Here is a 12,241-nt window from a genome sequence, read left to right as displayed (position 1 = left end):
TATTCCAGGAGTGTGACCAGTGGACGATGAACAGATCACCCTTCGAACACCTGGTCGCGGAGTACGACGAATGGTTCGACGCCAATCGCGGTGCTTACCGCGCCGAGCGGGCCGCCCTCGAGTGCGCTCTTCCCGAGTCGTTCGACGGTGGTCGTGCACTCGAGGTCGGCGTCGGCACCGGCCGATTCGCCGCCCCACTCGGCGTTTCGGTCGGCCTCGATCCGGCTCACAGCCCGCTCGAACGAGCGCGGGAGCGCGGGATCGACCCCGTCCGCGGCGTTGCGGAAGCCCTCCCGGTCGCTGACGACGTACTCGAGGTGGTCACCGTCGTCACCGTGCTCTCGTTCGTCGACGACCGCGAGACGACCCTGGCCGAACTCGAACGCGTCCTCGAGCCCGACGGCACGCTCGTCCTGGCCGTACTCGATCGCTCGAGTCCGATGGGTGCCGTCTACCAGGACCACAAAGACGAGAATCCGTTCTACGCGGAGGCGACGTTTCTCACCGCTGCCGAGGCGTGTTCGGCCCTCGAATCGGCCGGCTTCGAAGTCGAGCGGCGGCTTCAGACGGTGTTCGACGACCCTGCAGAACCTGGGGCCGAGGGAGCCGACGTGGACGTCCGCGAGGGCCACGGCGACGGCCTGTTCGCCGTCGTCCGGGCGACCCCCACCGGAACGTGACGGGAACGACTTACCCCGCTTGACCCCGTAGGCTCGAGTCGACACGAACCAGTGACCGACGACGCCGACACACCGACCGAAGACGAACACGCAACGAGTGACGACGACGGCGAGGTCGAGATCGAGATCACCCGTGGCAGGGTCGACGACCGCCGCGTCCCGACCGACAACCACCATAGCAGTGCTCGAGACAGCGGCGAGCGACACGATCAGGAGGCAGCGACCGAGGCTGCCAGCCGCGACCTCGCGGACGAACTCGGTCGAATCGACGTGATGACCACGCCTGAAGGGTACGTCGAGGGCCGCGTGATCGACGTCTGTGCCGTCGACGAGACGACCGTTCGGCTCACAGTCGCACTCCCTCACGGCGAATCGACCGCGTTTACCCTCGAGAAGCCGATTCCGTGGTCCCGCGAGTTCCTCCTCGCACGGATCGTCGAGGACGTCGGCTACGACGCCGCCTCGATCGACCACGTGGTTGGTGACGCCGTCTACGTACAGCGGACGGACCGCGAGGCCGACGACGACCCCTGGTGGGATTCGTCGGTACAGACCGCGAGCGACGCGCTCCTGTCGTCGCTCTCGGCCGGGCGCTACCGACTCGAGCGCGACACCAGCCCCGAGTGGCGGCTGGTCGACCCGCTCGAGCGACCGGATGCGACGTCGGAGGCAGGCGAGGAGATGACTGCCGACCTCGTGGGGGCGGGGCTAGTGCTCGTCGGGACGATCGTTGCCGCCGCCGGTGCAGTGGTCGGTGCGACCGGCGGACTCGTCCTCTCGGCTGCGGTCGTCGGCTACGCTCTCGTCGGGCTATTACTCGTCCTGTTCGGTCTCGGAGTACTCGTTCGAGAAGCAAACTGACGGGTCCGAAGCTGGCGGTTCGATCCGCCGCGTCAGGGCGCGTAGTAGTACTCGCCGTCGGCTTTCTGTTGCTTGTCGAGTTGCGAGTCGGGCTTGTTGATCCGCGGCCGGGAGGTCCGCTCGTCGCGGCGGAAGGTGACCTCGAGGTTCGCGAGGAACTCGTTCATGCCGCCACGCATGGACTGTGGCGTGCCCGCACGACCGTGGACGGCCGGCTCGCCGTCGAAGACCATCAGTCGATCCGCGAGCAGGTCGATCATGTAGATGTCGTGGTCGATGACCATGACCGTCGCGTCCTGCTGTTCGGCGTAGCGACGGATCGCGCTCGTCGCCTGGACCCGCTGTTCGACGTCGAGGTGGGCGGAGGGCTCGTCGAGCAGGTAAAGATCGGCGGAGTCCGACAGGCAGGCGGCAATGGCGACGCGCTGGCGCTCACCGCCCGACAGATCCGAGAGGTTCTGTTCCATGATCCGCTCGAGTTGCAGTGGCTGGGCGATCTCGGTGTTCCAGTACGAGGAACCGAACTGATTCGTGATCGACGAGAGGAACGCATCGACGCGCATGTGCTGGTCGATGGTGACGTACTGGGGTTTATACGAGATGTCGAGGTCGAGGTCGGCGTCGCCCTCGTCGGACTCGAGGTTGCCCGTCAATAGCTTCGCAAACGTCGACTTCCCGATCCCGTTCGGCCCGACGATCCCCAGCACTTCGTTCCGGCGGATCTCGCCGCCGTCGACCTCGAGGGAGAACTCGCCGTCGCCGTAGCGCTTGGTGAGGTCGGGATACTCGACGAGCGTCTCGCCGCGGCTCTCGGTCCGGGGGGCGTGTTCTTCGAACTCGATCGGATTCGGCCGGATCCGCATGTTCTCGTTGTCGAGATAGCCCGCGAGATACTCGTTGATCCCGTTGCGGACCGACTTCGGCGAGGTGACCACACCGTACGCTCCGGGCTCACCGTAGGCGACGTGGAGCGTGTCCGCGAGCAGGTCGAGGATCGCCAGGTCGTGTTCGACGACCAGCATCGATCGGTCCTCTTCCTCGGCGAGTTCGCGGATCAGACGTGCGGCGGTGACACGCTGGCCGATATCGAGATACGGCGTGATCTCGTCCAAGAAGTAAAAGTCCGTATCGCGAGCCAGCGTCGCCGCGAGCGCGACTCGCTGGAGTTCGCCGCCGGAGAGGTCGTCGATCGACTGGTCCATGACGGGGCCGATCGAGAGCCGTTCAACCAGGTGGTCCAAGGCGTCGCGTTCGTCCGTCCGCTCGAGCAACTCGCGCGTGTTCCCGTCGAAGGAGTTCGGGATCTGGTCGACGTACTGTGGTTTCCGGGCGACGGTCACTTCGCCGTCGCGGACGTCCGCAATGTATTCTTGCAGTTCAGTGCCGCGATAGGCCTCGAGGACGTCGTCCCAGTCGACCGGCTCGCCGTGACGGCCGAGGTTTGGCTCGAGTTCGCCCGCGAGAATCCTGACGGCGGTCGTCTTCCCGATCCCGTTCGGGCCGAGGATACCGGTCACCTGCCCATCCTGCGGTGCCGGGAGGCCGTACAGCGAGAAGGCATTCTCGCCGTAGCGGTGGGCCGGGTCATCCTGAAGTTCCTGTGGCAGGTTGATGATCTCGATGGCGTCGAACGGACACTTCTCGACGCAGATCCCACAGGTCTCGCCCAGACAGATCTCCTCGGAGATGTGGACCTGTTCGGGCTGACCCTGATCAGTTTCTTCGCCCCGAAGCGTGATACACTCCTTGCCAGTCCGGTTCGGCGGGCAGTAGTTCTTACACTCGTAGCTACACCGGTCGGGCTGGCACCGGTCGAGGTCGACGACGGCAATACTATCGTCTGCCATGGTCAGGCGTGGAACTCGGCGGTCAGCAAGATTCCCCACGTCACGAACCAGAACGAGAACGTCATGAACACGATAAACAGGTAGTGTTTCACGCCGAACTCGTCGTCGCTATAGATGCTCGTAAAGTCATAGAGGACGTACTGAAACAGGATCGCCCCCAACACGAGCACGAGCGCTCGAGTGTCGGTCGCTGCGTCCGCCGGGGCCATATCACCTGTAATGGACACGGACGCGAACGCCACGCCGACGCCGAGCAACGCGGACAGCGCCGTCACGCTGATCGAGCGAATATGCTCGCGTCGGTCGCTGATCGATTCGGTCGACATGGGCGTGACTCTGTGGTCGGTGGTGAAAAGGAGTTCGGGTTCGTGATGAGCGAACCGGAGGGCCTACTGGACGTCAGTATCAACCCAATTGCGATTCAGGCGACGGGTGATCGAGGGCCTGTCTAACAGTCCGTATCAGAGAGCGAGGCGGGAGGAGGAGCCGAGACTACCCGATCACGATCTGATCGGTATCGGCGTCGACACCGGAGTGACCGGTGCTTCCGTCCAGGTCAGATGCGTCGGACTCGCCGGGTCCTTCACTGACCGAATCACCTGCACCGGGGTCGATCGTGATGCTCGGTGTGTCGGGGTCGACGCCAGCCCGTTCGACGTCGACGTACACGATCAGATCGTTGAAGTTCGGGTCGTAGGTGTCGGTGGGGTTTTGCTCGTACGCATCGATGGCGTCGTTCCACAACGCGTCGATGTCGTTTTGATCGCATCCCACCTGGCTACAGTCGATCGTATTCTCGAAGAGGAATACGAACTCACCGGAACCGAGGTCGAGTTCATCCTCGCCGGGTTCGACCAGCCCTGCTTCCTCGAGGACTTCAGTCGCACTGAGTTGCTGGTCGGTCCCGGACGGAAGCGCTGGGATCGTATTGTCCTCTGCGCTTCGGACCCTGACGTTCTGGAGGTTCTGATCCTGAGAGGCGTCGATCGGCCCGAAGACGCTGTTCCATGGCGTATCGGTACACCAGGTGAAATCTCGATCGGTCGGTCCCGAGTAGTGTGAGAGTTCAGCCGGATCGGTCGTCCGACTCTGACACGTGCTATACCGAGTATTCCGCAGCGTGAGTTCGGTTTCGTCTTCGATGGTGAAATTGTAGGTGAAACTGTCGTCGCTTTTGTCCTGCCACGTCGGACCAGTGTTTAGATTACTGCCACCGTCGGGATTGGTAAACGAGTATTCGGTCTCGTCGTTTGCAACGACGTCGAGCGACATCGGAGCGAGGTTATGAACTGGCGTCGGGTTGGGGAAGCCACCTATGGTACCATCGCCGGAAACCTGTGAGCCGAGGACCTGTACACTCACGTTCGCGTCCTCGATCTCACCGAGTCCGACGCGGCCAGGGTCGACGCCAGCACTGACCTCGAACGACGTCGTCGCCTCGTCGTCCTCAGTGTCGATCGTTGCCTCGTACTCCCCATCGAGGAGGACGCTCTGGTTAATTGGAACCTCGATAGTGCCATTCTCTCCGTACGATCGAGTGATCTCCTCGAGTTCGATATCGTCGTACGGATCGTCCTCGAGTTCTTCTTCGTACTCGAGGTCGAGGTCGAGTTCCTGTGAGCCGTCTTCGAGGCCGATGTTGTGGAGGTCGGCAGTGATCGTCACGTAGTCATCGTCGACCGTCGAGTCCGTGTTTGACAGGTTGAAGTTCGTGTCCGGCTTCCCGAGGTAGAACGAACCTGGCTCGTCGAGCGTATCGAGTTTGTGGCCAGCATCGTCAAGCGTGCTGATCGTGTACTCGTACGTATACCCAGGGTCAAGTTCGTCTTTGGCGTCGGTGACGCTTACAGTCCTGTTTTTCGTCCCCTCTGCAGACAGAGGGTCACCGCCCTCTCCGGCGGGACCGTCTTCGATAGACACGTTCATTACTGGTGATTCGAAGGTATCACCGGCCGCGTTCGTCAGCGCCGCCTCGAACTGCATCGGTTCACCGTACTCGAGTTGGTAGTCACCGATATCTTCACCACCATCTGGACCGAGATCCTCTTCGACGTACAGTTTCGGCTGCGTGGTCGTGTCTCTGATCTCCGTGATCGTCGCGACGACGCGTTCGTCACTCGGTTCGTGTTCGACCGTGACCTCGTCGTGGTCGTCCTCACCGAGCGCATCGGTCAAGAACTGGTACCAGCCTTCGTGATACGAGCTAGTGAGCGATAGCGTGACGTTTTCACCGTCAGATCGTTCGGCTGCGTCATTGATCGCATCGCTCAACGAGCCGTCGACGGTGTGGTCGGCTCGAGCCATCGTGGTTCCGCCATCGGTCACGTCCTCGTCGAGCTGTAAGATCCGTAACTCGAGCGTTCCGCTCTCGCCGTCGTAGCCGATCTGGGGCTCGGAATCGGCGCGGACGGTGTCGCCTGTATCCTCCCAGATACCACCGCCTTGATGAGCGATCGTTCGGTCCTCGAGTTCGAACTCGAGAGCACCGAGGTCATCGTCGGCGGTGACGTCGATATTCCCCCCGTGCCACGTCACGTTGACGTGTCCGTCGTCGACGACTCGAACATCGCCATCTACCTCGTCGATCGGCAGCTCCTGGTCCTGTCCGCTCGCGGCGACCGTCATGAGCTGGTGGTCTGTCTCGTCGACGAATAGATCGACTCGTTCCTGATCGGCCTGCGCCTCGAATGCGTCTATCATCGACGTACCGGCGATGAACACGAGTGCGGCACCGAGAACCACCATCGCGAACAGCAGGACGATCCCGACGACCGGACTGAGACCCCGTCCGGCCTCATTCGAAGTGTGAACAGTATCCTGCCCCGTCATTTCCCATACAAAGTTACCAATGGTATAAAAATTTGTATGACAGTATGTTTCGGACTAAGAGGAACACTGGTTCAAATAGGCACATTGTATATCCGAATTAACGGCCACGATCAGGATGTAGCCTCCAGCGAGTTTTACGCATAGTAGGCTGGAAGCCATGGCATGACCAACTCCGAATCGGGGCAGAGACACTCGTTCACAATCCATCAGTGATCGGCCCGCGGGACGAACGAGCGCATACTCGCTCGGATACTACAGTGCAACGAGTTGTACACTGATCGCCGATCAGTCTGGCGAGCAGGTGCGCACTGACGTGCAGTGTCCGCTATACCTTTCGAATACCACTCGAGCGACGTCACCACGGCAGTCTGGGCATCGGTCGGATCCAGCCCAGCAACCGACGGCGAAGGGGGGCCTCGAGGCGGCACACTCAATTTCTGACTAACCAGTTAATCAAGTTTATCTTGGCCCATAGGGGCCCAACGGCACATATTACGCTTTGAAGATTAATGGAAATAAACCAGCCACCGACGTTCTGTAAGGCTCAACTTTTATACTGCTGGGGGAGTTCGATTCGTAACATGGTAGACACCGACGGGGAGGACATCGAAGACCTGCCTCCGAGCGCCAAACTCGTCTTCAAGGTACTCGAGTACGACGGGCCGCTGACACAAAAACAGATCGTCAAGGAGTCGATGCTGTCAGCGCGGACCGTCCGGTACGCACTCGAGCGACTGGAGGATATCGGCATCGTTGACGAGGACATCTACTTTGCGGACGCGAGACAGAGTCTCTACCGACTCGAAGAGCCGGTCGCGGCAGACGGAAGCGGCGTCGACGAGACCCCGAAGAAAGACGCCTGCTGCGCGGAGTGACGGCGTCGGCGACGCTTGCGAACGCCACAGTTATTTTGGCTGGGTAACCCACCTGTGCTATGGACAAAGAGACGCTGCCGCGGTGGGGGTGGCTGCTACTCGGGCTGTTCGCGATGGCGATGCTCGCAAACGTGCTCAATGTGACAGTGCTCGGCCCGGCTGGACTCCCGGAAGCGTACTACGTGATTACGGTTATCACCGGCATGGCACCGGTGTTGATCTACATCGGCGTCTGGTACGACGAAGAGCGCCAACACTACTGGGAACACCCCCGAACACGGATTCTCGGAGATTTGGTGTTCGTCTTCCTCGGGGCGCTGATCGGCTCGTCGATCGTCTTCGTGGGAATCACCGAGACCGGCCTTCCCCGACTAGTCATCGACATTGCAGCGATGGCAGGCGGGTTCATGCTGGGCTGGGGGCTGTTCTGGTGGCGAAACCCCGAAATCTACCAGCGAGAGACTGCCACCTGAGGCGACTCCGGACCCGCGCCGTGTCCCGTCTTGGCAGCCGGTTCGAGCACGAGGTTGACAGTCACGAGCGACGTCTGAACTGGCGACCCTGATCGTCGCGGCCGTCGAGGCCCGGCGTCGGTGGAACGGTTCGTTTGTGCGCCGTCTCGGCTGCCATCCAGGCGATCGAGCGCGCCGTCTGTCGATCGATCTCGAGCGCTTTGGCGGCGTCGGCGATGGGCTGGCCGTCGTCGACGAGTCGACACAGCAGCGGATCGATCACGCTGTATGGGGCACCGAGTTCCTCGAGGTCGGTCTGCCCCGCGAAGAATCCGGCAGACGGTTCCTTGGTGACGATTCGACGAGGAACGCCGAGGCGCTCGGCGAGCGCACGGACCTCCGTCTTGTAGAGGTCACCGATCGGGAAGGCGTCGGCCGCACCGTCGCCGTACTTCGTGAAGTAGCCAAGCAACAGCTCAGAGCGGTTCGCGGTCCCGAGGACGAGTCGTGATCGGCGGTTCGCGGCGTAGTACGCACACGTCATCCGGAATCGAGCGACGGCGTTTCCGAGTTCATGGGTTCGTTCGTTCGGTCGATCCGCGTCGTCACCGGCGGGCTCGAGTTCGGAGCTGGCAGTCCGCTCGAACGCCTCGAGGAGCGGTCGGAGCTGAATCTCGTGATACTCGATTCCCAGCCCGTCTGCGATGGTGCGAGCCTCGATAGCGTGTTCGCGATCGGTCTTGTGACACGGAAGACCGAGCCCGAGCACGCGTTCGCGGCCGAGCGCTTCGACGGCGAGGACGGCCGTTACCGTCGAGTCGAGTCCGCCGCTCATCGCGACGACGACGCCCTCGGCGCTTGCATCGTCGACGGCTCTCCGGATCGACTCGACGAGGCGCGAACGAACGGCCTCGAGTCGTGTGAGGTCCATTATCAACGGATCAGTCTCGATATCGGTGCTGGAATAGACGAACGTCGCATCATCTGTACTCATTGATATCAGGTCCCGAGTGCCTTCGTGAGAAAACCAGACATTCGTCCGGTATAAAGAAGTTATGCTTAAACAGCTAGTAGGGGAGAGAGTTGCACGGTGACTGGTCGGTCGAAATCGGCCGCTGTAGTGGATGATTGTCGTGATTGGGCGCTGTAGGAGGGCGTATCGGGACCGGTCGGCGTCTGGGCGCACCAGAGACGTCGAATCCCGAACCCATCCAGTCGTCGACTCGAAGCGCTTCGGTCGCCGATACGTTTAATCTCGCGTGAGGGAACTCCAATCCATGGCACCGACTCTCGTGAACGTGGCCGTCGGCGTCCTCCTCGGGCTGGCGTTGCTGGGAGCGGCGTTCGACCGGCGATCGATCGTCGTCGTTGCCCTCGCGGCTGCGACACCGGATCTCGATGCAGTCGCGAGCCTTGTGATCGACGGCGCGACGAACGCCCTCTTTCATACGCTGTTGCTCCCCGGCGTCGCGTTCGTCGGTCTCTACTGGGACACCTGTTACCGCGAGCGCTCCTGGCTCGGCGAGCGCTACGGCTGGTACGGCATCCGCGTCGCCTGGGTCGCCCTCGCGGCCTACGTCGTCGCTGGGATCGGCGTCGACCTCTTCCGCCCTGACGGCGTCAATCTCCTCTACCCGCTCCACGACCGGTTTTACGCCGTCGTTGGTACGTTCCTCCTCTCGAGTCAGGACGGGGTCCACCTCACCTTCGTCGAGCGTGGCGAGGGCCTGTTCTGGCTCACCTCGCCGGGGACGACGGCTGATCACCACGTCGCCTCCTGGGTGAATCCGACGCCGGGAACCGGCCTTGAGACGGGCGTCGAACGCGAACTGCATCTGGTGAGAACGGGCTGGCAACTGATCGTCGTGAGTGCAGCCACGGTCGCGCTCACGATCCGGCTCTGGGAGGCACGCTGATGCCGTCGACGGTCGTCCACGTCGGATTCGCCATCCTGCTCGCAGCGGGGCTGTTGAAAGGTGCGTTCGACCGACGGGCGCTCGCGATCATCCTCGTCATCGTGGTGCTCCCCGAAGCCGACACCCTGGCTGGTCCCTGGATGGACGGTGCCCACCGGGCGCTGTTACACACCCTGACCATCCCCATCGTCGCTGGGGCCTGGCTCACCTGGGACACTCGCCTCCGGGAGCCGGAGCAATCGTGGCTGCGCACTCGCTGGGGTGACTGGGGCGTCCGCGTCGCCTGGGTCGCACTCTTCGTCCATCTGTTCGCCCACGTGCTGCTCGACTGGGCGCACCTCGAGGGAATCAACCTCTTTTACCCCGTCTACGACCGGTTTTTCCGCCTCGAGGGCGAACTGGTGCTCTCCTCGAGCGAAGGACTCGTTCAGACGTTCGTCGAGATCCACACCGATCCCGAGACTGGCGATCGAACGGCGGACGCCGGGTCGGTGGGGACGACTGCTGACACCCACGTTGCGAATCCAGTCGAGCTGTCTGCCGAGCCGGAACCGGACGATCCGATCCTGCTGCCGATCGCCGAGAGCGGCTGGCAGCTCTATCTCGCGCTCACTGGCGTGTTCGTGCTGGTAGCTCGACGATTTCAGGACCGCCGGGACGAGTGACTGAGCAGATGCCCGATGTGACGACGGCCCCGTCAGCGCTCCTGAACCGGTCGACAGTACCGTGTAGGTGAACGATACCCGCCGTACGCACATCGTAGATTCCCGAATCACTCACCGAACACTGCCGGCCGGCGAACCAGTTCGCGACGCTCGAGTCGACGTCTCGTCTCGGTACCTCCCGAGCGAGTCCGAGTCTATCGCCGAGTGACGCGGTGAGCGGTCACGTTTGGGGACGTTACCGAACCGTCGAAACTGGTAGCCGGCTCGTACGAGTAGTTGTCGGACGCTACAGGCCGAGTGGTACGAACAGCCGACAGTGATGAGTGAGGGAACGAATCGGGCGTACCGATCGGTGGATGAATCAACAAAAGGACACGAAGACGGCGACAGGACGGTAAAAAGTGCCCTGCCTGTTCCGGCAGCCCAGCCATTCAGTCGGGTATCGACCCCTCCTCGAGCATGGAACGGCGATCGTATTTGACGACGATGGCAGCGATTGCAGGTGTGCCGGTTTCGAACCGGTTGGGAACCGGCGACGACGAGTCTGACGGGAGCGAAACCGACGACGAGATCGAGGGCGATCCTCGTCCACCCAGCGAACTCATCGGCACGTTCGACGACTTCGAATCACTCGAACCGTGGCGCGCCTACCAGGATATCGGGTCGATTTCGTCGACGACGGAGTACGCGCCCGATGGCGGACAGGCAGCGCTCCTCGAGCCGAGAGAAGACGACGGACAGGTGCGCGTGCGTCGAGAGCTGGACGAACCGATCGACGTCAGGGCCGTCGCCCCCGGCATTACGGTCGCTGCCGACCGGGACGCGAGGGTTCGACTCCAGTTACAGGACAGTTCGGGCCACTACGTCGAGTTCAGTCGACAGGTCCGAAGCGAGATGCCGTTCGTGAGCGACAACTTCGGACTGTCGCGTGTCAGCGGCGAGCCCGACCTCACCGATGTGGTCACTGTCCAGATCGTCAGCTGGTTCGGCGAGAACGCCGACGGGCGACTCGTGATCGACGACCTCTACTTCGTGCCGACCGTCGGAACCGGAACCGTCTGTCTCCAGTTTCACGGCGGGTACGAGTCCCACTACTCCGACGCTCTCGAGATCCTCGAGGACGCTGACACCGACGTTCCAGCGACAGCGTTCGTTCCAACGGATCGAATCGCCAGCGAGGATCGGCTGACGATCGACCAGCTCGAGACGCTCTCCTCAGCAGGGTGGACGGTCGGCAGTTACGGTGCCCGCGGAACGCCGATCAACGGCTCCGGCGAGGTGATGGAGTCGAACGTCGCCAGCCCGGTCGACTGGCTCACCGGACACGGCTTCGACGACGGGGCTCGGTTCCTCGCCGTTCCCGGGTCGCAGTATTCAGAAGCGTCCTACGAGGCGGTTCAAACTCACTACGACCTGGCGTTTTCGGGCTGGGGACTCTCACAGGGGTATCCCTCCGACCCACATCGCTGTGCGGTAATCGTCGATCCGGATCGGGAGCAGGCGGTCGAACTGCTCGAGTGGACGGCCGCCCGTGGCGGCTTCACCTCGATCGCGTTCACCACGCTCGACAGCGACGAGGATCGCGAGACGCTCGAGGAACTGGTGTCTCGGCTCGAGGAACTGGCGGCCGCTGACCTGCTCCGCGTGGGAACGCCCGAGGACCTGCTCGACGCCGCGAACGAACTCGAGGCGATCGGCAGCGGTGACGAGGACAGCGACGACGTGGTCGACGATCCCGACGAGCAGGCACTCGAGGACGAAGAGACAGCGGAGGCCGTCGATCCCGACGAGGAAGTGATCGAAGAAGTCGAGCAGAACGAATTCGAGGGTGTCGACGAGGATTCGGAGACGGACGAGCGTTCAGGTTCGGAGTCAGAGTCAGAGTCGGAGTCGGAGTCGGAGTCGGAACCTGAATCAGCGGTGGACCAATCTACGGACGGCGACTCACTCGAGGTGACAGAAGACGACGGTATCGGCACTTCAGGGGGGACCGGATCATCGGAAAATACGTCCGAAACAGCGGGCCGTGGGTGGGAGGAGATCGACCCGTAGACGAGTTTCGAACCGAATCCGTCCACGACCGAGCCGCTCTCGAGCCCTGGATCTCGCACGCGGA

At 62.4% G+C, this 12,241-nt stretch carries 11 protein-coding genes; 7 read left to right on the top strand and 4 right to left on the bottom strand.

Going from position 1 to position 12,241, the window contains the following annotated elements; all coding sequences use genetic code 11:
- Positions 1–26 precede the first annotated feature (26 nt).
- Positions 27–680, top strand: a complete 654-nt coding sequence (locus AArc1_RS02080) for a class I SAM-dependent methyltransferase (RefSeq protein ID WP_117365731.1) — start codon at positions 27–29, stop codon at positions 678–680.
- Positions 681–731: 51 nt separating this feature from the next.
- The gene (locus tag AArc1_RS02075; protein ID WP_117362692.1) at positions 732–1,541 is read left to right on the top strand and encodes a hypothetical protein; all 810 of its coding nucleotides are present in this window, start codon (positions 732–734) and stop codon (positions 1,539–1,541) included.
- 32 nt (positions 1,542–1,573) lie between these two features.
- On the opposite strand, the gene AArc1_RS02070 is transcribed toward AArc1_RS02075, so the two are convergent.
- The 3 genes from AArc1_RS02070 to AArc1_RS02060 form a co-directional block, all read right to left on the bottom strand.
- A complete protein-coding gene (locus AArc1_RS02070; RefSeq protein WP_117362691.1) occupies positions 1,574–3,388 on the bottom strand; it encodes a ribosome biogenesis/translation initiation ATPase RLI in 1,815 nt (604 codons plus the stop codon).
- A 2-nt stretch (positions 3,389–3,390) separates the two neighbouring features.
- On the bottom strand, positions 3,391–3,714 hold the full coding sequence (locus AArc1_RS02065; protein ID WP_117362690.1) for an EMC6-like membrane protein: 324 nt from the start codon (positions 3,712–3,714) through the stop codon (positions 3,391–3,393).
- A gap of 166 nt (positions 3,715–3,880) precedes the next feature.
- The gene (locus AArc1_RS02060; protein ID WP_117362689.1) at positions 3,881–6,217 is read right to left on the bottom strand and encodes a DUF7289 family protein; all 2,337 of its coding nucleotides are present in this window, start codon (positions 6,215–6,217) and stop codon (positions 3,881–3,883) included.
- A 581-nt stretch (positions 6,218–6,798) separates the two neighbouring features.
- Between AArc1_RS02060 and AArc1_RS02055 the strand changes: the two genes are divergently transcribed.
- Complete coding sequence (locus tag AArc1_RS02055) at positions 6,799–7,092, top strand: winged helix-turn-helix transcriptional regulator (RefSeq protein WP_117362688.1); 294 nt, start codon at positions 6,799–6,801, stop codon at positions 7,090–7,092.
- 59 nt (positions 7,093–7,151) lie between these two features.
- A complete protein-coding gene (locus AArc1_RS02050) occupies positions 7,152–7,565 on the top strand; it encodes a hypothetical protein (protein WP_117362687.1) in 414 nt (137 codons plus the stop codon).
- Between the two features lie 61 nt (positions 7,566–7,626).
- Here AArc1_RS02050 and AArc1_RS02045 read toward each other — a convergent pair whose 3' ends face one another.
- Complete coding sequence (locus AArc1_RS02045; RefSeq protein ID WP_186336636.1) at positions 7,627–8,538, bottom strand: NAD+ synthase; 912 nt, start codon at positions 8,536–8,538, stop codon at positions 7,627–7,629.
- Positions 8,539–8,821: 283 nt separating this feature from the next.
- Between AArc1_RS02045 and AArc1_RS02040 the strand changes: the two genes are divergently transcribed.
- The 3 genes from AArc1_RS02040 (at position 8,822) to AArc1_RS02030 (ending at position 12,177) form a co-directional block, all read left to right on the top strand.
- On the top strand, positions 8,822–9,460 hold the full coding sequence (locus AArc1_RS02040) for a metal-dependent hydrolase (protein ID WP_117362686.1): 639 nt from the start codon (positions 8,822–8,824) through the stop codon (positions 9,458–9,460).
- Positions 9,460–10,125, top strand: coding sequence for a metal-dependent hydrolase (locus AArc1_RS02035; RefSeq protein ID WP_117362685.1), 666 nt, complete (start codon positions 9,460–9,462; stop codon positions 10,123–10,125). Before AArc1_RS02040 ends, AArc1_RS02035 begins: the two co-directional genes overlap by 1 nt.
- Positions 10,126–10,584: 459 nt before the next feature.
- Positions 10,585–12,177, top strand: a complete 1,593-nt coding sequence (locus AArc1_RS02030; RefSeq protein ID WP_186336635.1) for a polysaccharide deacetylase family protein — start codon at positions 10,585–10,587, stop codon at positions 12,175–12,177.
- Positions 12,178–12,241 lie beyond the last annotated feature (64 nt).

It is taken from the genome of Natrarchaeobaculum sulfurireducens (assembly GCF_003430825.1).
Lineage (GTDB): Archaea > Halobacteriota > Halobacteria > Halobacteriales > Natrialbaceae > Natrarchaeobaculum > Natrarchaeobaculum sulfurireducens.
The sequence above is the reverse complement of the archived record's forward strand: the minus strand, read 5'-3'. Positions and strand labels throughout refer to the sequence as shown.